The 22,722-nt window shown below is 58.7% G+C and carries 18 protein-coding genes and 1 pseudogene; 8 read left to right on the top strand and 11 right to left on the bottom strand.

The genetic code is table 11. From position 1 onward, the window contains the following. Nucleotides 1–355 precede the first annotated feature (355 nt). Nucleotides 356–975 (bottom strand): annotated as a pseudogene (locus tag F2982_RS28465) (TerC family protein). Between the two features lie 174 nt (nucleotides 976–1,149). Between F2982_RS28465 and F2982_RS32225 the strand changes: the two are divergent. Then, nucleotides 1,150–1,374 carry a tautomerase family protein gene (locus tag F2982_RS32225; protein WP_348652542.1) on the top strand — a complete coding sequence of 75 codons (225 nt, stop codon included), beginning with the start codon at nucleotides 1,150–1,152 and terminating at the stop codon, nucleotides 1,372–1,374. Nucleotides 1,375–1,753: 379 nt separating this feature from the next. Here F2982_RS32225 and F2982_RS28455 read toward each other — a convergent pair whose 3' ends face one another. The 7 genes from F2982_RS28455 to F2982_RS28420 all read right to left on the bottom strand — a co-directional run bounded on the left by F2982_RS28455 (nucleotide 1,754) and on the right by F2982_RS28420 (nucleotide 8,765). Continuing rightward, nucleotides 1,754–3,997: a methyl-accepting chemotaxis protein gene (locus F2982_RS28455; RefSeq protein WP_203431498.1), complete on the bottom strand. Its 2,244-nt coding sequence runs from the start codon at nucleotides 3,995–3,997 to the stop codon at nucleotides 1,754–1,756. Nucleotides 3,998–4,583: 586 nt separating this feature from the next. Beyond that, entirely contained in the window at nucleotides 4,584–4,736 is a 153-nt protein-coding gene (locus F2982_RS28450) for a hypothetical protein (protein WP_199630027.1), read from the bottom strand. A 55-nt stretch (nucleotides 4,737–4,791) separates the two neighbouring features. Next, complete coding sequence (locus F2982_RS28445) at nucleotides 4,792–5,658, bottom strand: DUF1236 domain-containing protein (RefSeq protein WP_203431497.1); 867 nt, start codon at nucleotides 5,656–5,658, stop codon at nucleotides 4,792–4,794. Between the two features lie 121 nt (nucleotides 5,659–5,779). Beyond that, a complete protein-coding gene (locus F2982_RS28440) occupies nucleotides 5,780–6,064 on the bottom strand; it encodes a DUF1236 domain-containing protein (protein WP_148195335.1) in 285 nt (94 codons plus the stop codon). 155 nt (nucleotides 6,065–6,219) lie between these two features. Beyond that, nucleotides 6,220–6,444 carry a hypothetical protein gene (locus tag F2982_RS28435; protein WP_246777727.1) on the bottom strand — a complete coding sequence of 75 codons (225 nt, stop codon included), beginning with the start codon at nucleotides 6,442–6,444 and terminating at the stop codon, nucleotides 6,220–6,222. A gap of 849 nt (nucleotides 6,445–7,293) precedes the next feature. Continuing rightward, nucleotides 7,294–7,533: a hypothetical protein gene (locus tag F2982_RS28425; protein ID WP_148195337.1), complete on the bottom strand. Its 240-nt coding sequence runs from the start codon at nucleotides 7,531–7,533 to the stop codon at nucleotides 7,294–7,296. 692 nt (nucleotides 7,534–8,225) lie between these two features. Next, nucleotides 8,226–8,765 (bottom strand): Pycsar system effector family protein, encoded by a 540-nt coding sequence (locus tag F2982_RS28420; RefSeq protein WP_203431495.1) that lies wholly within the window; start codon nucleotides 8,763–8,765, stop codon nucleotides 8,226–8,228. Nucleotides 8,766–8,901: 136 nt separating this feature from the next. Between F2982_RS28420 and F2982_RS28415 the strand changes: the two genes are divergently transcribed. The 3 genes from F2982_RS28415 (at nucleotide 8,902) to F2982_RS28405 (ending at nucleotide 15,191) form a co-directional block, all read left to right on the top strand. Beyond that, the gene (locus tag F2982_RS28415) at nucleotides 8,902–12,543 is read left to right on the top strand and encodes a FecR domain-containing protein (protein ID WP_281438231.1); all 3,642 of its coding nucleotides are present in this window, start codon (nucleotides 8,902–8,904) and stop codon (nucleotides 12,541–12,543) included. After that, nucleotides 12,543–14,507, top strand: a complete 1,965-nt coding sequence (locus tag F2982_RS28410; protein ID WP_203431493.1) for an adenylate/guanylate cyclase domain-containing protein — start codon at nucleotides 12,543–12,545, stop codon at nucleotides 14,505–14,507. Before F2982_RS28415 ends, F2982_RS28410 begins: the two co-directional genes overlap by 1 nt. A gap of 288 nt (nucleotides 14,508–14,795) precedes the next feature. Beyond that, nucleotides 14,796–15,191, top strand: coding sequence for a helix-turn-helix transcriptional regulator (locus tag F2982_RS28405; RefSeq protein WP_203431492.1), 396 nt, complete (start codon nucleotides 14,796–14,798; stop codon nucleotides 15,189–15,191). 296 nt (nucleotides 15,192–15,487) lie between these two features. Here F2982_RS28405 and F2982_RS28400 read toward each other — a convergent pair whose 3' ends face one another. Continuing rightward, the gene (locus F2982_RS28400; protein WP_203431491.1) at nucleotides 15,488–15,802 is read right to left on the bottom strand and encodes a hypothetical protein; all 315 of its coding nucleotides are present in this window, start codon (nucleotides 15,800–15,802) and stop codon (nucleotides 15,488–15,490) included. A 405-nt stretch (nucleotides 15,803–16,207) separates the two neighbouring features. Then, on the bottom strand, nucleotides 16,208–17,104 hold the full coding sequence (locus tag F2982_RS28395; protein WP_203431490.1) for a LysR family transcriptional regulator: 897 nt from the start codon (nucleotides 17,102–17,104) through the stop codon (nucleotides 16,208–16,210). A 228-nt stretch (nucleotides 17,105–17,332) separates the two neighbouring features. Here F2982_RS28395 and F2982_RS28390 point away from each other — a divergent pair, with 228 nt between their 5' ends. The 4 genes from F2982_RS28390 to F2982_RS28375 all read left to right on the top strand — a co-directional run bounded on the left by F2982_RS28390 (nucleotide 17,333) and on the right by F2982_RS28375 (nucleotide 21,958). Then, on the top strand, nucleotides 17,333–18,613 hold the full coding sequence (locus tag F2982_RS28390) for a sugar ABC transporter substrate-binding protein (RefSeq protein WP_203431489.1): 1,281 nt from the start codon (nucleotides 17,333–17,335) through the stop codon (nucleotides 18,611–18,613). A 2-nt stretch (nucleotides 18,614–18,615) separates the two neighbouring features. Further along, nucleotides 18,616–19,572 carry a sugar ABC transporter permease gene (locus F2982_RS28385; RefSeq protein ID WP_203431488.1) on the top strand — a complete coding sequence of 319 codons (957 nt, stop codon included), beginning with the start codon at nucleotides 18,616–18,618 and terminating at the stop codon, nucleotides 19,570–19,572. Between the two features lie 256 nt (nucleotides 19,573–19,828). Then, nucleotides 19,829–20,419, top strand: coding sequence for a carbohydrate ABC transporter permease (locus F2982_RS28380; RefSeq protein WP_246777726.1), 591 nt, complete (start codon nucleotides 19,829–19,831; stop codon nucleotides 20,417–20,419). A gap of 36 nt (nucleotides 20,420–20,455) precedes the next feature. Then, nucleotides 20,456–21,958, top strand: a complete 1,503-nt coding sequence (locus tag F2982_RS28375) for a sulfatase (RefSeq protein WP_203431487.1) — start codon at nucleotides 20,456–20,458, stop codon at nucleotides 21,956–21,958. Between the two features lie 3 nt (nucleotides 21,959–21,961). On the opposite strand, the gene F2982_RS32220 is transcribed toward F2982_RS28375, so the two are convergent. Further along, on the bottom strand, nucleotides 21,962–22,315 hold the full coding sequence (locus F2982_RS32220; RefSeq protein WP_348652548.1) for a GFA family protein: 354 nt from the start codon (nucleotides 22,313–22,315) through the stop codon (nucleotides 21,962–21,964). Nucleotides 22,316–22,722: the final 407 nt, after the last annotated feature.

The raw sequence follows: 22,722 nt of genomic DNA, 5'->3' as shown, positions 1-22,722 counted from the left end.
GACGCCAACGCAACCGACGAGCTTGGTCTAAGCTTGCTGCGGCGGGTTTGCCGCCTGATTGGTCGCGTCGAGCGCATGCTCGACCACCAGGCAAAGGCGTCGATCTTGCACTGACACTTTAGTCGCGGCCATTGCCCTTCGGGCTGCCCCTTTCGTCACGAGACTTGAAGGGCTAACCAGGTCCGAGCGTAGCTTTGACAAGTCGGTCTCATCCACCGACGCACAGGCGCGTCGTGAAGCGCCCATCAGCACATATACCTGCACCGGGAGCCTTCACATCAATCAGCGTAATCGCTTTCAACCTCGGTGACCGCTCGCAGCCCGTTTAAAGCCGGGCCGGGATCCATGCGCATATCTACGCCGTCGACAGGTTTATGAAATAAGGCATGACTTCGACCGCTCCTCGGTAAATCATGTCAAGCGCTACGTAGAGGATGACGGCAAGGCCGATATAGGCTATCCAGCGATGACTGTTGAGCTGGCGGGCAATGAAGTTCGCGGCCAACCCCATCAATGCAATCGACAGCATCAATCCAAGTATAAGAACGCTCGGATGCTCGCGCGCCGCACCGGCGACTGCGAGCACGTTGTCTAGCGACATGGACACATCGGCGACGATGATCTGCGTTGCAGCCTGAAGGAATGTCGTTCGGGGAGTGTTCGTCTCGTCTGGGACCTCCTCGCGGCGGTGGCCTGACCACAATTCGCGCCACATCTTCCAGCACACCCACAGCAGTAAAAGTCCACCCGCGAGGAGAAGACCGACGATCGCAAGAAGATAGACTGCGACGCTGGCGAAAACTATCCGAACTGCAGTAGCGGCGAGATACCGACAAGGATGGCTTTGCCCCGTTGCGAGCGCTCAAGACCAGCAGCCGCGAGACCTATGACTACAGCGTTGTCGCCAGCTAGCACAAGATCAATCGTAATCACCTGCAGCATTGCGGTCAGACCGGCCGGCGTGAAAATCTCCATCATGGGTGGACCCTACCCTCCGACGTTTCTCAATTGCAAACTCGCCTCGAAGCGAAATGCCCATTCGCATACTCAGTTCCGTGTCACGGTTGCGAGAGAACTCGAGATTGTCCGGAGGTCGATCGGCGCGACGACAGAAGCCCTATGATCTGTGACAATGACCCTGAGGCGTGAGTGACATCGTCTGCAATAGCAGTGGAAGAAGCTCGGCGGGAGCAGAAGTCTCGTCAGTTCACGGAAGACACGAAGGCTGCCGTCTACAAGAGTGTCGCCGGTCTTCTGCCCGACGTGATCGGGAGGCCTTGCAAAGACACCACGGTCATTTTCCACGATCCGGAATCTAGGAATATGGGACAAGGCCGGACTGACGCTTCGCGGCTGCCGTTGGTCAAGAAATGATCGTGATTTTTGGCGGGCCGCGCCGCTGTCCGTGAAGCGCGACAATCGTTCTAAACGATCCACTTAACGCGTTCGGTCGCGAAACCACGCACGTCGGCACCCACTTCCAAGCATTTCAAACAGGCACAAGTCCGGCATCGTTCCGCACATGTCAGAGAACATGTTTTGTTCACTGGATCTGCTCGACACGAGGAGGGGAGAGATTGACCGATGTCGTCAACCTTTACGATTGCGCACGCCCTGGTGAATGAGACACCGTCGCTGACAACTCGCCCATCCCATCAGCTTCTTAAAGACGTTTACTGAGCCCGCTCTGGTAATTGTTATCGGCCGACGCTCGTCAGCGTCGGCGATATTGGAGCAGTGGGAGGTACGACGGTCAAAATTCTTCCCAGTTCTGATCAGGAGCGACCACCGTTGCAGTTCGACCGCCCCCAAACGATCGGGTCACTCTTTCCGTCATCGCTCGTATTGGCGAGGCAACAGCTCGGACGCTTGGTTCCGTGATGACCCTTGCGGCTTGGGCCATGCTGACCGTTGCCGCAGGGGCGTCGGATAAGCGGAACTGTCCTACCAAAGACTTCAGTTTCGCGGATTCTGCGGCAAGTGTAGCACCTGCGGCATTTGCCTCTTCGACCATAGCTGCATTCTGCTGTGTCACCTGGTCCATTTGATTGACAGCGGTGTTCACCTCAGCCAGGCCGACCGATTGCTCACGGGCGGAAGTAGCAATGGCATCCATGTGGGTGTTCATGCTGACGATATAGGCTTGGATATTCTGGAGCGCCTCACCAGCTGCACTGACGAGCTGGACACCGTCCTGAACATCGTCACCGGATGCACGGATGAGCTCCTTGATCTCCTTTGCGGCCTTGGCAGAGCGCTGCGCCAGTTCTCGGACTTCCTGCGCGACAACCGCAAAGCCTTTCCCCGCTTCGCCCGCACGGGCAGCTTCCACGCCAGCGTTGAGCGCGAGGAGATTCGTCTGGAACGCAATCTCATCGATGACGCCGATGATGTTGGAAATTTCACTCGACGATTTCTCAATTTCGCTCATCGCCTGGACCGCATTACGGACAACATCGCCCGACTGGCTGGCGCTGCTGTTTGCCTGGATTGCGATCGAGCGCGCCTCATCCGCCCGCTTCGACGAGTTCGCCACATTAACCGTAATCTCGTCCAGCGCTGCGGCCGTTTCTTCAAGCGAAGCTGCCTGCTGCTCTGTCCGTCTCGAGAGATCGTCGGCGCTCTGGCTGATTTCCCGCGAGCCACTTTCGATGGAGCTCGTGGATGTTGCGACCGCCGCCAACGTCGAGCGCAGCTGCTCGACCGCGCGATTGAAGTCGACACGAAGGCTTTCGAACTCGTTGGCAAATCGATCAACAAGACGTACGTTGAGATCGCCCGAAGCAAGTTTCTCCAGGCCGCGTGCCAGACCTTCGGTCGCTTGAGCCATGGCTTCCGCCCGTAATTGGTCGCGTTCAGCGATCTGGCGGCGCTCCTGATCCGAAACTTTCCGCTGGTGATCCGCATCTTCCTCCAACTGAAGGGTGCGGATCGCATTGTCCTTAAAAATCTGCACCGCATGCGCCATTGCGCCGACTTCGTCGCGGCGCGCAGTGCCTTCGATCGATACAGCGAGATCGCCGTTGGCCAGCCTCGACATGGTTGCGGTTAGCCGGGCGAGCACCCCGGCAAGCGAGCGCGCAAAGAAATAGAAACCGAGCAAAGAAATGATTGCGACAAGAACCGTACCCAAGACAGTCGTCAAAAGGGCGGCCTGTGCATTTGAAGCGACGTCGGTAACGTTTGACGCCACCTCCAGCACACCAATGGTTTGCCCCGAAAAGTTCTTGAACGGCACGGCATTGACGACCACTGTCGTCTCACCGTCGGCGACCTCCCGTGGGCTGAACACTCCATCCATCGCCGCCTTGAGTTCTTCGGCAGAGAGCTTGGATTTCGAACCCGTCGAGGCTTGGACCGCCAGTTTGCCGTCATTAAGAATGTAAACGGTGATCGCGCCGTCGATCCGGTCGGCAATCGTATTGAAATAGTCGTTCGTGAGCCCCGTGCCGACATCGACGACCCCGACCGTCTTTCCATCGGCAACGATCGGCGCAGACGCGAACATCGAGACCGCCGTCCGACCGGGCTCGATCCCTGCAACAAGCTTACCGCTCGCTAGCGCCTCCACGACGGTCTTCCGCCGGCCGGTCATATCGTCGCCAAACTTGTCCGGTGAATGAATTCGCGCGAGCGCGATACCCTTCGCATCGATGAAGGTAATGTTTTGAAGGCCGCCGGCGTCTTTGATCGCCGGCATCGCGGAGACATAGCGGGCGATTATATTGTCTTTGTCGCCGCCTTTAACCAATGTCGCCGTCTCAGGCTCTCCAGCGAGCGCGATAGCCAATGCCGAGGCGGCCTTCTGCTGGGCAGCCATATCGGTCTGAATGAGTGAAAGGTCTCCTGCTGCCTCGCGGTGAAGGGCTTCGTCAACGGCGACCGATTGCCGATACCAAGCACTTCCTCCAATTGCGATGCTTGAAAACAGAACCGCTGCGAAACCGCAGGCCGTAATCGTGAGCCACAAGGGCCGCTTGATGTTCACATCCGACATATTGACCGTCCTTATACGTGACAGACATCACTGAGATGAAAACGAAAACGATTTCTGAACCGGGACTACAATTTCTCACTAGGTGAATTGCTTCTCCAGCCGCATGGGAAGGAATTTCCGATCGATGTGGCAGCAGCCTTTGAGACCAACCGTCGCCATCTGTCGAGGACGATCTCAGTTTCCAGCCCTTCAATGCCGACACGTGTGTTGCGTTGCCGATGCGAGGCACCCTATCTACGAGGACGCTTGCACTCAGGCGAGACTCGTAAGCTCCGACATCACAACGATTAGGCCGCTGTCACCGGACGCCTTCTCTCCAAAAGCTCAACGGCGGGGTGCGCAATAGTCACGCCGATCACGTAGAAAACGAGAAAATCGGAGCGCGGGACCTCGGGTAGATCGTCGCCCAAAGTTCGACAGCGCTTTGTGAACGCGCGTGGCGAGCGGCTCGTCATGGGATCGCCGCTCGCCTTTGTTGTCGCATATAGGGTGCCTTATCGGTCAATGATCATGTTCCACGGTGAGGTGGTCAGGCATCCCTCATCAGCTCGGATTGGGGTCTGATGCTCTTTGTGTTAATAGCCTATCACGGTGATATGCCAGCCGCGGGGACGAAGACGCGGGCGGGCGACGGGCGCTCCGTCGTCAGCACCAAGCCCCCACAGACGCAGGCGATAGCGATGACAATGACGATTAACGGGAAACCGATACCTGATGATTTTTCTTCACCGTAGATCATGGACATTCCTCCAGCGGCCCCGACGGCGCAAAGTGACGCCGCCGGGTACTGCCTGCTAGGCCTCGATGATGTAGACGATCGTCAGCGCGTCCGGATCGACGATGACGATCCGGCCGTCCGCAAGGAGGAAAAAGCGGTAGCCTTCATACGCCGGTACGATCTTAACGATTCGCGGCGGCAGCCTCTCAAGGTGAACCCGCTTAGGGATAGTTGTGCCGACGGAAACCGTGAAGTCGACTTCTTTGACCGGTGCAACGTGGACTTCCTGGATCACCTGTCGGATTTCAGTGCGCTGTTCGACGGTCACGTTGACGTTGGTCTTGGAATTGGTCGTCTCGTTGCTTGTCGTGCTGTTATTGACGTTCGCCTCGGTTGACTTATGAGTGGAGGTGTTCTGATCGGCAGAACTCTTGGAAGCGTCACCACCTTGAGGGCTCGTGCCAGACGTGGTGGAGTTCTTTGTGGTGCCGTTATTCGCGTCCGTCGCCGCGTCGTTGGTGCCAGACTTCGCCTTCTGCTCGGTCATCGTGCCGCTGGAGGCGTCTTGCGATGCAGACGTCTTCTTCATGTCGGCAGAGGGTTTCCCGGGCTCAGTTCCGCTTGCACCATCGGTCGACTGCTTTGTCCTGCTCTCCTGCCCATCGGACCCTTCGTCGCTCTTCTGCTTGGCTTGATCCTTGGTTTGCGGACATGCGCCTGACGCGTCGGGAGTGCAATCCGTGCCGGAGGCATGCGAGCCGGCATCCGACTGACTTGACTGGGACCCAGAGACGGCATTGGTCGAGGTCGCGCCTGACTGGGAACCGGATTGAGCGCCTGACTGCGTTTTCGTGCCGCTTTGTGCGGCGGCCGGAGTGGTCGCTAACGGCGAAACGCTTAGAGATAACGCGGCCAGCACAGCGGCGAGATGGGTTCGTTTCATGACATAATCTCCAAATTCTAAGAGGCAGCGCCGGCCGTAACGAACGCTTGTGTCGCGGCAGGCGTGGCCACTTGTTGATGGTAGACGGCTGTCGCCGCCCGACGATCACGGCGGAACTGTCTTACTGGATGACCTGGATGACCTTCCGGGTGGAAGGTTCGACGATCACGCGCTCATCGTTGACGATGGCGTAGGCATAGCCAGTTTCGTCGGGGATCGGCGTCACCACGACGGTGTCAGGAAGAGCCTGTCCGACAACGATCTTCTCCTTGACAACCACGCGTTCCTCGGGAGCAGGAGCCTTTTGGACGAAGGTGATTACCTTCTCCGACGGCATGGCCGACTGTGCAAATGCAACGCTCGAAGTCATAAGCGCGGCGGCGGCGATTGCTGCTCTGATATTCATGATGTTTCCTCCTTTTTGATGGACCGTTCCACCGGGAAGGCCAAACTTTCGCACCGCGCACTCGTTCCAGACCCCGGACCTCAGTCCGGGGTCAATTCGACCTTAGTCCGATGCCTCTGCAATTCGCCGTTTGGAGCGAAGGCCCGCCTCGATCATCAGTTCGTCAAATGCTTCACGCGCGGCCATGACATTCGCTGGTTCAAGCGGATTGCCGTCGTCGAAAACCACTGGTGGCCGCGCCAGTGATGCAGGGGAGCGTCTGGGGCAGCGATCCGCGTTTTCGGCAGACTGACGCGCCATGATTTGGCCAGCGGCATGAGCTGCCCGCCAGACGCGCCGATGCCATGCAGGAGGATGACGAGGTGGTCGAGGGATGACATGACCGATCCTGGAGGTTGCGGAATGGCCCGACGGCGCTCGACATTAAGGAAGCGAGCAGCCGTCTCACCCCACACATAAGCCGTCACGCAGACGGCGGCGGATACCGCTGCGGAAGCTCACGTGATGATGGGGTGGCAGATCGTAGATGGTTTACATGCAGCGCCTCCGCAAGGAGGAAAGGCTGGCCATACGCTACTGGACACGGGGCCCGAAGCCGTTGAAGCGCCCTCTCGACTTCCCCACATCTGAGGAAACCTTCACGAATGGCTGTCATGGTAACCAGGATCAGGAAGACGCTGGCCGTGCAACAGCGTTCAGCGGCCTTCGAACGCACGAACAAGATTGTAGCAGACGCCGCAGATGAAGAGCGGCATCTCCGGGAGGAGAGCGCGCGACTTTGCAAACTGAGGTTGGCTGCTTTGAATGCGAGGGAATGAACCACAGATCTCGTGCAACGAAGCTGCTTGTCGATCAGGCGCTGCAACTGCGACCGACAGGCCGCTCTCCGGCTGTCACACCGCTGCCGCTGCCGATTGGAGAAGGCCCATGACGACCTCGGTTAATGCGGTCATACAGGCTGTCGATCCGAGGAGTCTGGCTGGAAGCTGTCGATCCAAGATCTTATCTCTTCGGAGGCACAATGGTAGAATACTGTTCGGCCGCATCTCCGCGTTCTGATCAGGCCGGCCTTGCGCAGCTCGCGAAGATGAGCGGTTGCAGTCGATCGGCTCCGGTCGCAAAGCCGAACAATCTGCTCGGCACGTAATTCGCCTTCCGATACCGCCTTAGCGAGCCTAAGCTTCAGGGGATGGGAAAGTAGCGCCCGGAACAAGGCGCGCTGATCGGGATTAATGTCGATCATCAAGATCCTGAAGGGAGGGACTGTAGTGGAGACCAGCCGGACAATCAACGGCGGAGAAGAACTCAAAGTTATCAAGCATCGCGTGGCTTTCAGAGCCCATCACCGCGACAGTCCAAAATTCGCGCTCTCCACCGAAAACGGATGAAACCATGACAATCTCGGTACGGCTGCTGCCTCGTCGGCGAGCCCAGTAAAACTTTTCGGTTTCGAGCTCTGGTCGGTCCATACTATTCCTCCGAGGGAGGACCGGAAATGGTACCGCCTGACTTTCAGATAGGGCGACTGCAGTCAATTGCCAGCGGAGATCGTACCGAAGATCGAAGTCGAGCTTAGCGGCTCGTCTTCCAGAGCGCTCTTTCGCCCGGATCAGCGCTTTCGTTGCGCAATTCTCTCAAGGTCGAGGCTACCAGTCCCACAAACATGGTCGCGATAAGGACTGTCAGTATTGTCAGAAGGGCGAACATTTTATTTCTCCAGCGTCCCATATGAATGAGCGCCATGTGAAAAAGTTCCGCGAGATTTCCGCGACGCGCGGATGCTGTCAGCGCTTCGATAAGGCGAAAATTCTTGCAGAGCCTAGCAGCGGCTCGCCGTCTGCCTGATTGCCCGCGCGTGCGCTCTGCTCGCCAGTCTGTGGCGCGGGCGACTGAGAGCTCTTTTACCTCCGCCCCAGAGCGTGTTCCGGAAACGATCCGACAAATTCACCGGAAACCGCCTCCTAATCATTCGTTCGCGGCGCGGTCTAATCCATCGATGCCCTCACCTGCGAGACATTGCTGTTAAGCAACTCGCTGCCGATGCCGGCTGGGACGTGTCGTGCAGCCGAAGCGTCGAGGCAGCACACAGATACGGTTTAAGACCAGAAGGAGCCCTTCTTCGAAATTGATTTTATCGAGAGATTGGGTGTGAGTTTCACCCTCACCCGGCGATCAGAAGCAGCACATAAGCGATGACGGTGACCATCAATCCGCGAAAGGCGAGTGTGACGCAGCGATACTTGCCGCGCGCAATGGTGGAGAGAATATCGGCATTGTCGAGATATTCGGCGAAGAGATAGCGCTCGTCGCGCCGTGTCGCCGCGTCCCAGAAGAGCTGCCGGTGCTCGCCCCAGGTGCCCCAGAATAGCGAGGTGGACTTCGTGAGATGGCGCGGCAGCACCACCAGGATCGCTGACAGGATCGAGAAGACGGACGCCGCTGCAAGCAGACCGGAGAACAGAATGTGCTGCAGGTTTCCGTCCGCATAGCGCGTCCATGTAAAGACCGCGCGTACCTCGCTGGAGCTGACGAGAAAGGCAAGCATGAAGGTGAAGATGTAAGCCGCCTTCTGATCGGATATCTTGATCTGATCGTAGAAGATGTCGTTTATCTTCTTGATATGGTCGAAATATTCCGATCCGATATCCCCTGTCGTGGGATCGCTCATCATCAGTTCAGTCGCACTTTCGAAATCCGCCACGCACTTACCTCCGCCGCAAAGTGTTTCCCTGATATTACACTTCACAACCAAAGCAAGAGCATAAGTAGAACTCTGCTTGACTTTTGGCGGCACCAAAGACAAACGCTTTTCTATGAGGGGTAGATTTACGAATTCCATGTCCGCCGTGATGGCGTTGACTGTGGCGGCGTCTTTTGCTGCGCGGCCGGCAGCGGCCGACCCTGTTTTGCGCGCCGAACCGGCAGCCGGTTCCGTCATCGATCGCAAGATGGGCGAGGAAGTCCGCTTCGTCGATCTGTCGAACTGGCAGAATGTCGACCTGCACCAGGATCTGCTCGGCGGCGACGTGCTGCGCACCAATGCATCCGGCCAGCTCGCTATCCTCTTTGCCGACCGCACCCAGGTTCGCCTCGGCCGCAATTCGGCGCTGCAGGTCAAGAAGATGGCGCGCGACGGCGACACGATCCTCAACCTGCAATCCGGTACCATGTGGGCCCGCGCCCAGCGCGGCGGCACGGGGCTGACGGTCGAGACCCCGGCAGCGGCCGCCGCGATCCGCGGCACGGACTGGACGCTGACTGTCAAGGGCGACCAGACCTCGCTGATCGTTCTCGAGGGACAGGTCGAGCTAAAGAACGACTACGGCAGCGTCCAGGTGGCCGAGGGCGAAGGCGCGGTCGCCACCATCGGCCAGGCGCCGCGCAAGCTCGTCATCGTCACGCCGGATGATCGCGAGCAGATGCTCTTCTACCTGACGCTGCGCAGCGGCTTCACCTTCATGCCCGCCTCGCCGCTTCCGGTGCAGAAGATGCGCAGCGAGCGCAGCCGCATCGAGGCCAAGGCGCCCGGCACCCGCAGCGCCGAGGATTGGTTGACGCTTGCCGAAGTGCAGCTCTCGCTCGATGGCCGCAGGAAAGCGCTGGAATCCCTGGCGCAGGCCCGCGCCTCCCGTCTCTCCGCCTCCCAGCGCGCCCGCGCCGATCTCATCGAGGCGCTGATCGCCGGCGCCGAGAAGCGCTATGACGATGCGGCAAAACTCTTTGCCAGAGCCGAACGCTCCCTCGATCCGCTGCGCCGCGGCATCGCAGCCTACGGCGGCTATTACGCCCGGTCGCTCCGCGATCCCTCCCGCAACGAGAAGCCGCCGGCGAGCGTCACCGGCCCCTACGCCGCGGTGATGAAGGCTTATACGGCAGGCTTCCTCGAAGACATCCCGGCAGCGATCGCCACGATGAAGCAAGCCGAGGCGCGCTATCCTGACGACTCGACGCTTCCGGCGCTGCGCGCCCAGCTCGCGCTTCTGATCAACGACCGCGTCCAGATGCAGGATGCAATCGCCCGCTCGCTGGCGATCGACCCGCAGGACCCGAACGCCCTGCAGGCCCGCGCCCGCATGCGCGCCGATTATCAGGGCGATCTCGAAGGCGCCCTCGCCGACTTGAACGCGGCGATCGGAGTGGCGCCCGGCTCATCCATGGCCTGGAACGACCTCGGTCTGCTGCAGGATGCCCGCGGCGCCTCGCGCGAAGCCGAAGCCGCGCTGAAGAAAGCGATCGAGCTCGATCCCGACGATCCGATCGGCCACGCCAATCTGGCAATTCTCTATCTCGATCAATCGCGGATGAAGGAAGCCAAGCGCGAAATCGACCTCGCGCTCGCCGCCGACCCGGCCTTCGACATCGCCCTTCTCGCCCGCGGCCGCTACTATCTGCAGATGGGCGAGATGGACAAGGCGATCGACGATCTCCTGGCATCCTCGACAGCCAATCCGGCACATTCGCAGGCGCAGCTGATGCTCGCCGCCGGCCACTATGAAAAGGGCGACCGCGTCCTCTCCGAACAGGCGCTGGATAATGCCGACCGGCTGGACAAGAACGATCCGGTAATCTCGTCATTCCGCACCGCCGTCGCGATCGACGATTACGATCCGGATGGCGCGCTTGAGAATGCCCAGGAATTCCTGCGCCGCTCCAAGGCCCGCGGCGGCCACTACGGCTCGCTCGGCGCCAATCAGGATGCCGGCTCGACGCTCAACAACGCCTTCCGCCTGCGCGGCCTCAACGCCTGGGGCCGCTATTACGGCGATGCGGTCTTCGACCCCTTCGCCGGCAGCGGCTATGTCGACCAGTCGATCCGCGGCAACATCCGCCCCTTCGCCAATACCGAGATCTTCGACGACGAGATCGATCTCTACAAGCTGAACTCGAACAGCTTCTCGGCGCTCTTGCAGGGTCTACTGCTCGATCCACACATGCTGTCCGGCCGCTCGCGCTCTGCCAACCTCCTGCGGCGGCCTTTTCTTGAAGGGTCGCTTGGCGCGGGCTTTATCAATTCGGCTGGCGAGACGAAGCCGACAGGTGAAGCGGAACTGCAGGGTTTTGCCAATGCCCCGTTCCCGGTGAGCGGGTATCTGAACTTGACGTGGGTGCAGACGCCGTATGGCGGCGATTATGGTCAATCTCTAGTCGGTTTGCTCGGGCCTGGAACCAACAATGGCGATATCAAAAACTGGTCCGGTAATGCGTATTTGACCGCAACGCCAAATCCCGACGATCGCTTCGTCCTCTACGCCAATCATAGCGATAGCCGGATCGATCAAACTATCGATTTCCCCTTCGCACCGGGCGGTGTGCCGTACAACGAAAGCGACAGGGTCAACTCAAGGGAGACTGCGGCCGGGATTGGTTGGAGCCATACCTTCGGGTACCGCAACGTTGTAAATTCAGCTTTCTTCTATACCGATAGTGAACAGCGCATTACCCAAGGTTTTGGCATACCACCAGTTACAGGGCGCTTTGCGACAAGTTCTCAACAGAACTATATAGTTGCGATCAACCACCTCTACGGAAGTGATGATTTAACTTGGCGGTACGGCCTGGAAGGCGGTGTCATCCATGCAGAGGCGTCGGATTCATTTCCTTTCGCGGCCGGAACTGATGAAGCAATCGGTCTTGGCCGTGCCTATATCGACCTGCTTCATGAAATCACTCCCACGCTGAAAGCCGAGTATGCAATCTTCGGAACGTTAGTGGATGGCGAGACAACAGACACGGCTAGGATTGAGCCTCGCCTTGGTGTCGCTTGGACACCTTCCGACGGCCAGTGGTTACGTGTTGCCTACATGCGCCAGAGCTTCGACCTTGGCAGCCCGACGCTGTCGCCGATTGGCGTTCTGGGCCTGCAATCAAACCAGCTATACTCGGGCAACGACGGATACACCGACACCATTGCGGTACAATGGGACGCGCAGTGGACCGATAGCTTCTTCACGAGTGTCGAATACCAGCATCAGCAGATCAAGGATCTGAACCTGGGTTATCCGATCACCAGCCCCTTTGTTCCCTATCTTCCAGGGGGCATCAGCATCAGTGATGGTAGACTTGATCGGCTAAGTGCCACAGCCAACGTTGCTCTCTCCTACGGCTTTGGTATCTCTGCAACGGTTGCCTATGCGCACTCCAAAAACGAGGATGCGAGCAACATTGGCTTCGGTGAGGCTTTGCCTTATGTGCCGGAACGCAGTGCCCAGCTTGCTGTCACTTGGGTCAACGAAGCCAATGTCAAAGCAACACTCGCGGCCAACTACATAGGCACACGCGAGGGGCAACTCGGTCCCTTCACGACCGTTAAACTTGACGACTACTGGACCCTCGACGCCAACATGATCTGGGAGCCGCTCGACAAGCGGTTCGCCCTCGAAGCGTCTGCCTTCAATCTTCTCGACGAGGATTTCGAGGTTGCGCCCGGCGTGCCGGGCTGGGGGCGTGCGGTCAAGGGCAGCCTGAAGATCCGCTTCTGATGCGCTCCAATCCCCGCCAGTCCATCCGCGCTCCCGGCTGGCCGTTCAGCAGCCGGCCGGTCAGGCTTGCCGTGCTCGTTCTGGCGACGCTGGTGGCGATTTCGTTTCTGTCGCGGCTGCCGGCCTGGTCGCTGCTCGAACTCCGGAGCTTCGACTATCTCTCGACGGTCGATGATCCGCTGCCGCCCGAGGATGCGCCCGTCATCGTCGCGATCGACGAACCGGCGCTGGCGCAGATCAACGCCCAATGGCCCTGGCCGCGCCGCCTGCATGCCGACCTGATCAAGGCGCTGCGGGCCGCCGGCGCCAAGGCGATCGGCCTCGACATCATCATGGCCGAGCCGTCGTCTCCCGAGAATGACGCGGCAATCACCGCAGCCTCTGCACCCGATCTGGTGCTCGCCGGTGATGAAACGCTGATCCAGGCGCCGCAGGCCGATCAGCTGATCCGCACCACGCCGATGCCGCAGTTCACGGCCGCCGGTGCCAGAACCGGCATCGCCTCGATCGAGCTTGGCGGCGATGGCACCTTCCGCACCATTCCCGCCTATCGCGACGGCTTTGCCGTGATGCTGGCGGCCGCTGCGGGAAAGGCGGCCGCGATGCCGCCCGCGGGCGCAATGATCCAGTCCTTCGGCCCGGCCCGCAGCTACCCGACGGTCTCTTATTATCAGGCGCTCGATCCGCCGACTTTCCTGCCCCCTGATTTCTTCAGGAATCGCGTTGTGCTCGTCGGCCTCAGCCTGCAGAACGCACCCGAGATCGACAAGGGCGGCGCCGATACCTTTGCGACACCCTATACCGTCCACACCGGCAAGCTGGTGGCTGGCGTCGAGCTCCAGGCAACGATCTACGACAATATCGTCCATCGCTTCTATATCGCCAGGGGCGCGCTGCCGCTCGTGGCACTGGCGATCCTCGTCGCGGCGATCCTCGCGGCGGCAACGGTCTGGCGCTCCACCAGCTGGCTGACACTCGCAGCCGCGATTGCCGCGATCGGCGTCTTCGCTACCGCAAGCTTCGCCGGCATCCGCTTCGGCCATGTCTTCGTCTCACCGCTTGGGCCCTCGATCGCCTATATCGCCGTCGCCTTCGGCCAGGCTGCCTTCGACTTCGCCGAGGAGCGTCGCAACAAGCAGCAGATCACCCGCGCCTTCTCGCAATATATCTCGCCGGAACTCGTCAAGCGGCTGACGGAAGACCCCTCGCAGCTGAAGCTCGGTGGCGAGCGGCGCACGCTGTCGGTGCTGTTTTCGGATGTGCGCGGCTTCACGACCATCGCCGAGACGATGAAGGACGATCCTGAGCAGCTGACGACGCTGATCAACCGGCTGCTGACGCCGCTGTCCGAAGTGGTGATGAACCATGGCGGCACGATCGACAAATATATGGGCGACTGCATCATGGCCTTCTGGAACGCGCCGCTCGACGATCCCGATCATGCCATGCATGCCGTCACCGCATCGCTGGCGATGCAGGAGGAGATCACCAAGCTCAATCGCGAGCTGGAAGCCGAAGCCAAGGCCTTTGGCACGCCGCTGCATGTGCTGAAGATGGGCGTCGGCATCAATACCGGCGAATGCGTCGTCGGCAATATGGGCTCCACCCGCCGCTTCGACTATTCCTGCCTCGGCGACAGCGTCAACCTCGCCTCACGGCTGGAGGGCGCCTCGAAGAATTATGGCGTCGCGCTTCTGCTCGGCGAGACCACGGCATTCCTGGTCAGCGGCAGATACACGATCGCCGAGCTCGACCGCGTCATCGTCAAGGGCAAGACCGTCCCTGCCCCTGTCTTCACCATTCTGCACCGGGCCAATGACGATGCGCTCGCCGCCCACGCGCTGTTCCTGCAGGCGAAATATGCCGGCGAACTGGTCGAGGACGATCCCCGCTTCGACGTGATGGCGGCGATGATCCCGGAACTTTCGGGATATTATACCCTTATGAGGTTTGCCTCGACTTGAGCCGAAGAGCAGAAAACGACGCGAACATCGTAATGCGAAGGCGCGGATACATGAGATCGATCGCAACAAAGGCGCCGCAAAGCCACACCCGGACAACGCGAAAGCCGCGACCGGCTTCTTCCTGAAAGAACCGATCGGGGGGGTGGCCATACCGTCATCGCCACTCTCTGGCCTCGTGAGCTGCTCCACTCCGTTTCATGCATCAGACTAAGGTCCGACCCAGCTGAAAAGCATGGACAGCGCACGCTCGCTAGTGCAACCGTTGCACACCAACTCTCCAGGAAAGTCATGCCGAAAATTCCCGCTATTCCCTCTCATATCGATGTTGCCGTCGGAAGCCGTCTACGAACCCGCAGAAAGCTTCTCGGCATGTCGCAGACCAGCTTGGCCGGCAAGTTGGACATCACATTTCAACAGGTCCAGAAGTACGAAAAGGGCACAAACAGAATCGGCTCCAGCCGTCTGCAGCAGATTGCCAATATTCTTGGCACGACTCCGGCCTGGCTCTTTGGCGAAGAGGAGGAAAACCGACACGGGGCGGTCGGGCCATCTGCGATAGAAGACATGATTGGGACAGCTGAGGGTATTGCGCTGAACCAGGCGTTCATCAGGATCAAAGATGCCGGCGTGAGACGCTCATTGATAGCGCTGGTAAAGACCCTTGCCAGCAATCACGACGAGTGACATGCGGAGGCTCGCACGACCTTGCAGAGGCCCGACGATGTTGGCCTGCGCGAAGGCTAAGTGGAGCGATCAAGAACCAGGCCTGGCAGTCATCGCAAACGCCCCCGGGTTCCTTCGAGGGTTCCGGCAGGGAGTGAGCTGTCCTTATGCCGGCCGTGAGATGCTTACATCTGGTTCGGCGTCATTGGAGGCGGCCCCGGGCATTCCGAGACCAGAGGTTGACTGCATGCGTGGTCTACGGGCTCCGGATGCTGACCTCACCTGCTGAACGCCAATATCTTTAAGCTCAGCAGCCTTCATCCGGGACCATGGTCGTCGACGGATTTCCGGATCCAGCGGTCAGCGTCCTCGCCACGGCCACGCTTTGCAGGGTCGAACCACTCTCCACCAAATTTCGACATGAATGCGGAAGCTCCCGCTCGCGTGGCGAAACAATGGATATTGAACATCTGCCCGTCGCACGTCACCGATGGGATGACACTGCAGCGTAGCAGACGGTTGCAGTAAAGCGCTTGCTCGTCTGCCAAGCCGCCTTCCGACAGTGCTTTCAAGAGCGCGATCTGATGAGGCCAGCCCCGATTGATTGTCGAAAGAGTTAGCTTCTTCGCCACATCGCACTCCATTGAGTTGTCGGCAAGTCCGGTTGACATATATCGCAAAAAGAACAAAATGTGAACATAGGAATTTCGATTAAAGCTTGGCTGCCTCTGGGCCACGGAAACCGCACAAGGAGTAATTCAATGAGTGACCTCGACCGTCCCACGCTTCAGCGCACCCCTACTCTCGTAGCCCGCAAATGCAGTTGCGGGGATTGGGCGGGCTTCGGCTTCGGGAAAGGCGAGCGTGAGGAATGGTGGTGCTGGAGCCACTACCCTTACAAGACTTCTGCCCGGATGGAGGCCGCTGAGATCGCCGACGCGCTCTCGTTGAGGGTAGCGTAGAAGCACCGATGCTGAGAGCCGATGGAAGCTTGCGACGAGGTTGGGGCTACGCCGGTTGGTGAGACCCGCTGCCTGTCATTCTAACGCTGGCAAATCGAATGAATGAGCAGATCCTCTGACAAGACGAAGGAAATCTCTGACAGCTGGCTTTGCAGATGCCGCCGCGGTGCAGATTGCTCCTGATGCCTGGATACCGCCGTGCTCCGGAATGTTGACCTTCGCGATACCAAGGCTTTTGAAGAGACGCTCGAAGCCGGTCGACGCGGCCATCAAAAACGGAGATCCTCGCAAGAGGAAAAGCGCCTGCGTCATGGACTCCGCTCGGACAGCATAATCTCGAGGAAGCGATGCCACCTGACCTGCGGGCCCATCGTCATCCCCGTAGCCAGGGCTCAGCCAGCGTTCTTCGAGCAACTTCTCGATCGTCATATCATGTGCCTTTGCAAGCCTGTGTCCCGCATCGCAGTAGACATAGGTCGCCTGTCGTACAAAGGTCTCGAACTCCACCTGCATAACCGCCTCGTACTTGTAAGAGAGCGTGCCGAAGACGAGATCATAGATGCCCTGTCTCAACCCCTCGAAGCGTGTACCGTCGTCGGCGATCGTGAGCTGAACGACGACGTCCGGATGGCTCTCGCTGAATGTGCGTATGATCTCGGGCAGAATGACCAGTCCCCAAAGATCACCAGTGGCCAGCCTGATCACCGCCTTGGCGCGCCCCTGAAGATGCTCGATTTCTTCGCGCACCTCGGCAAGCGCTGGCAATATCTGGACAGCTTTGCTGTAGAGCGCGGACCCATAGGGACTCAGTTCCACACCTGCACCCGTTCGGACGAACAATGGAACGCCGTAGGAATCCTCCAGCTGGCGGATGGCCCGCGATAGCGCCGGCTGCGAGATGTTCAGCTTTTTCGCAGCACGTGAGATTGAGCGTAGATCAGCGACCTCCACAAATTGACGCAGTTCCTTCATCCTCTCCCCCATGCAAAATCCGCATAACATATAGCATGTTTGCATTTGACCAGACGGTAGTATCGCATCATTCTACACTCAAAAAGTAGACTATTAACGTTTGGTTTGCCGGATGCGGCGCAATGACGTGAAAACAATAGCATACGGATGGCTTGGGTCGAGGGTAAGCAAAAAACAGCGAGGCCGTGAAGTTTGGCCACATGCACGGTCAACGGGAGAATAGACAGCATGATCAAGATGCGCATAGCGAGTGCGATACTGGCAGCAGGTGTTGCCACGCTTTCAGCGGTGATGTTGGCCGGGAACGCACTCTCGCAGGAAAAGATCGAGCTGGTCTTCCGTCAATTCGATCCGCCGACAGAAATCGCGGGGCTCATCGCGGCTGTCGATGCATGGAACTCCAGCCATCCTGATGTCCAGGTCAAACTCCAGACGATGACGGGCGGTGACACCCTCGCGCAGCTGGCACGTGAGGTACCTGCCGGGGCTGGGCCTGACGTACAGCAGCTCGCCTTCGTGTGGACGCGTGATCTCGCGAAGTCGAAGCTCCTTCTGGATCTGGACCCGCTGATCAAAAGCGCCGCACCCGCTGCAGGCATTGACGACTTCCTTGCCGTCGACCTAGCGAAGCTCGATGGGAAACTGTTCGGCGTTCCATGGACGGCCGATACCTTCTCCATGGCGTATCGCCCCGATCTACTTCAGGCAAGCAGCGTCGAAGGGTTTCCAGACACCTGGCAGGCTCTCGCCGATGCAGCCAAGAAACTGACGAACGGAGACCAGTACGGCTTTTGCTTTCCGGCCGGCAGCTCACCTGACAGCGGGATGTGGATCCTGGCGAACTACTACCTGTGGAGCAACGGCGCGACACTGGTAAACCAGGACGGTTCCGGAAAATGGACCGTCTCGGTCACGCCAGAACAGCTCACCCAGACAATCGACTATTTCAACAAATTCTTTGTCGATGCCACCGCCCCTGAAAACCTGATTACCGTCAATGCATGGGGTGATCCGGAACTGGTGGGCGGTCTCGGTCGCGGCGACTGCGCGATCACATTTTTCCCGCCGCAGACATTCCGTGCTGCAGAGAAGCAGTCGGAGAAACCGCTGTTGACCGCTCCCATCCCGCAGGGTTCGGCAAAACGCGTCTCGCATCTCGGCGGTCGCGCGCTTGGCATCAACCCGAACAGCAAGCATCAACAGGAAGCCTGGGAATTTGTCCAATACTTGACGGGGCCGGAGACCTTCAAGACATACAACCAGTATCCCGCCCAAAAATCCTTGCTTTCTAAGCTTCAGTTTCCCGCAACCGAGCAAGGCTATGTGGCCATGCTGCCGGTCGCCCAGACCTTCGAGCGCTATATTTCATCACCGATCCCGGTTTCCAGCATGACGGCGCTCATCAACCGGGAATTCGGTGCTGTCTTCTCCGGCCAGCGCGAGCCTGAGGAAGCGGCTTCTATCATCATCAAGGAGCTGAACGACCTGCTTGCCCGTGGCAAGGGCTGAGCATGTCGGCGACCGTGACTGAACAGAGGCGCGCCGCTGGCGTTGTCCGCAAGGCCAGCACGTCTTTCCATTGGTTGGAACCGTATGGATTGATCCTACCGGCGATGGCGGTCCTCGCATTCTTTTTTGCGGGACCCGCAATCTACAATATTGCGCTCAGCTTTCAGCAGGTCAGCCTGTTCGATCTCGGAAAGCCGAACGCATGGGTCGGGTTTGACAACTTCATTGCCGTTCTGAGCGGCGCCGGCCTCGGTGTCGCGTTCTTCAACACCGCTGTGATGCAGACCTTCATCACGGTCCTGTTACGGCTGGTGTTTGGATTGGCACTCTCGATTCTCCTCAATGCGGCTGTCTTCCGGCGATGGCATCTTGGCTGGCTTGTGCGCTCGCTTGTCCTCATACCGTTCGTCACGCCACCGGTTGTCGCTGTGGCTGCGTGGAAATGGCTCCTCGATCCGCGGTACGGCGCAGTCAACCAGTTACTGATTTCAATCGGCGTGATTGAACGCGGGATCCCGTTCCTGTCGCGGACATCTACGGTCTGGGGCGCTGTCGAGACGATGCTGATCTGGCGCGAGCTTCCGTTCGTTGTCATAACCTTTCTCGCCGCGCTGCAATCAATTCCCAAGGAGCTGAAAGAGTCAGCGCGCATTGATGGCGCATCGGAATTCCAGATTCATATGCGCATTGTCCTGCCGATGCTCAAACCCGTTATCGCGGTTGTCGCCTTGTTGACGACCATCTGGACATTTAACAACTTCGTCTATGTATGGCTGGCGACGCGCGGCGGGCCTGGCGATTACACCCAGGTTTTGGCGACTAAGATGTACACGGTCTCGTTTGTCGACTACCGCGTTGGCGAGGGCGCAGCCATCGGGGTGCTCATGAGCGTGATAATGTTCGTATTCGCGCTCGCCTATTTGACGATCCTGGCGCGTCAGAACAAAGGAAAAGGCTGATGGCCACGTTGTCCACACGCCAGAGCCGGCTCCAGTTTGCCCGGGATCTGGCAACCGTTATTTTTAGTTTAATCATACTGCTGCTGTTGGCCTTTCCCTTCATCTGGGTCGTACTTATCTCATTCCGCCCAGACAGGGAGAGTTTCAGTCGGACATTCAGACTGATCACCAGTGTCACCCTGGACAACTACTACACCCTGCTCGAGAACTCGCCCTTTCCCTCATAAACAGCGCGCTCGTATGTTCGATCTCGACGGTGGCAGCTGTCATCATCTCGTTGGTTGCCGCCTACGGCTTCTCGAGGAACCGCAACTTCAAAGGGCGCGGTGTTCTGCTGATGCTGGTCATCTGTACGCAGCTATTCCCGTTCGTGATCCTGATTACGCCGCTCTACTCGCTGTTTCTTCATCTGGGGCTGATCGACAACCCCGTGAGCCTGGTGATCTCCTATACGGCGATGAACCTGCCCTTCGCCATTTACCTGCTGCTCGGCTATCTCGACACCATCCCTCAGGATCTGGACGAAGCCGCCAAGCTGGATGGTGCATCGACGCTGCAGATCATCTTCAAGGTTATTCTCCCTATCGCGTGGCCGGGCCTCGTCACCGTCGCGGTCAATGCCTTCGTGTCCGCCTGGGACGAGTTCCTGTTTGCGCTCACCTTGATGACCTCGGACGAAAAGAAGACCGTGCCCGTTGGCCTTGCAGGCTTTTTCGGCGAGTACACAACGCAATGGAACCTAGTGATGACGGCATCAGTCATCACAACGCTTCCTACGCTGATCCTCTTCATGTTCCTGCAGCGCAAGCTGGCCTCCGATCTCGCCGCCGGCGCGGTCAAACTCTAGTCAGGAACGCTCCTCGAACCCCTGCGAAGGTCTGCCATGAATATCATCCTCGTGCTCATCGACAGCGTTAACAGAAACGCGCTCTCCGCCTACGGTGGAAGCGAATTCGAAACGCCGAACCTCGAAGGGTTCGCCAAGCGAGCGTGGCGGTTTGATAATCATTTTGTCGGCAGCCTTCCATGCATGCCGGCGAGGCGAGAAATCTTTGCGGGCTTCAGCGGTATGCAATGGCGGCCGTGGGGACCGCTTGAACCATTCGACCTTCGTCTTCCTAAGCTGCTCGAAGAGGCTGGCTACACGACAGCTATTGTCACCGATCATTATCACTACTGGGAGGAGTCAGCGAATGGCTATATACAGAGCTTCCAGGGCGCGGAGTTCATCCGCGGACACGAACTCGATTTCTGGGAACCGCTTGTCGCAGATGAAGACTTGCCGCAGTGGGTAACAAACATCGAGCGTTGGCGGCCCGGCTACGGACACCGCTACTTTTCCAACGTTAAGGATTTCAGCGACGAGAAGGACTTCTTTCCTGCGAAGGTGATGACCGCCGCCAGCGACTGGCTGCGCAAACCCAAGGCAAAGCGCCCGTTCTTCCTTCAGGTCGAATCCTTCGATGTCCATGAACCGTTCGACGTGCCTGAGCCCTATGCCTCCATGTACGGGGATGCGAGTGGACGAGACCATTTTACGCTTTGGCCACCCTACCAGGATGCCGCGCGGCAGGCGGAGTTCTTTGCGCTAGCTACGGCCGAGGAAATCGCCTATGTGCGATCACAGTACGGCGCCAAGCTGACGATGACCGACAAATGGTTCGGCAGGCTTCTTCAGACATTGGATGAAGAGGGCCTTTGGAACGACACGGCCGTTATCGTGACGACTGACCATGGGCACGACCTTGGCGAGCGTGGTGGCTATGGCAAACAGTTTCCGCACTTCGATAGTCACGCCAACATCCCGTTGATGGTTTGGCACCCGCATTTGAAATCGCATGAGGGGCGGGTAGAAGCGCTGACGTCGACAGTCGATATTTTTGCCTCCGTTCTGGAGATTGCCGGAGTTGCGAGACCGGACCGCTCGCACTCGAAGTCATTTGTTCCGCTCCTGGCAGGAGACCTCTCATCCGCCCGCGATGCTGTGATCTATGGCACATTTGGACAGGGGGTTTGCTGCACCGATGGCGACTGGACCCTGATCCAACCCCCGGATCGAACAAAGCCGCTTTACGCCTATTCTACGATGGTGCCGACGACGATCGATCCCAAAGACACGGCTATCGAGCACGGCCTTTACATTCCGGGTGTCGAAATGCCCCAATGGAAGCTGCCGATCGCTTCAGACGGTCCCCAGGATCGGAGGGCCATGGATAGCGAACCTTTCCTGTACCATCGCAAGTCCGATCCCAACCAGCAACACAATGTCTGGAACACGATAATCGAACAAAGATTTCGCATGGAGCGAATTATGAAAGACATGCTCATTAACTATGGCGCGCCCGCGGAGCTGCTCACGCGGCTCCAACTGCCTTTCGGCGGGTAAGTTCTACGACGCCCCCGATTGCTCACTGAAAACCCACCGCGGTTCAAAAGTCGTAAATAGCCTCAGACCCTTGGTCTGGCGGCGGCGTCTCCGAAGCCATACTTCATTCGGCGTGCCTTGATAGCTGGCTGAGATTTTTAGCCCACGGAAACATGACGAAAACCAGAACTGCGCGGCCGGTTCGAGATTTCGCCGAGGGTTTATTGTTCCCAGCCGGATGCCCACCTGCTCTGCGTCTTCCATCTCTGCTGTTATAAAGATAGGAGAGCCGCAAAGTCCACAGCAGTACTGCATCCCTCTGAGGCCGTTGGCGGCAAGCTTGACGTACTCCTTGGGGTTGCCCGAGGTGATAGGCACTGTCACAGTCACACGATAAGCGCTTCCCGTAAGCCTCTGTCATTGCAGTGACGGATCCTGACGTCATTGCGGCCTACCTCCGCATAGTAAACGATCTGCCACAGGCACAAGCTCCGTCGACATCGTCTGGAAAATTCCTTTCCTTACCCGTGAACGGGAGAGATAGAAGCAACCTGTCATAAAGAGCCATGCTGTGGCGCTTGCTTCGCACCAAGGGGATTACCGCGGCGGCCCGGACAACGCCCTCCCGAACTGCAAGAGCTTTGAATTCCCGGCCCCATGCATCGTCATCGATCCCTCGCCTGCTCGATCTAGAGTCGGAAAAAATCGCAAGAGCCTTCGCCGGCCGCTCGACCGTCGCGAAGAAGCACAACCGGGAAGAATTCCGCTGCCTGTCGCCAAGAGCC

Origin of the sequence: Rhizobium sp. BG4 (assembly GCF_016864575.1) — a bacterium.
In the GTDB taxonomy this organism is placed as follows: domain Bacteria; phylum Pseudomonadota; class Alphaproteobacteria; order Rhizobiales; family Rhizobiaceae; genus Rhizobium.
This window is presented reverse-complemented; position numbering and strand designations above follow the sequence as displayed.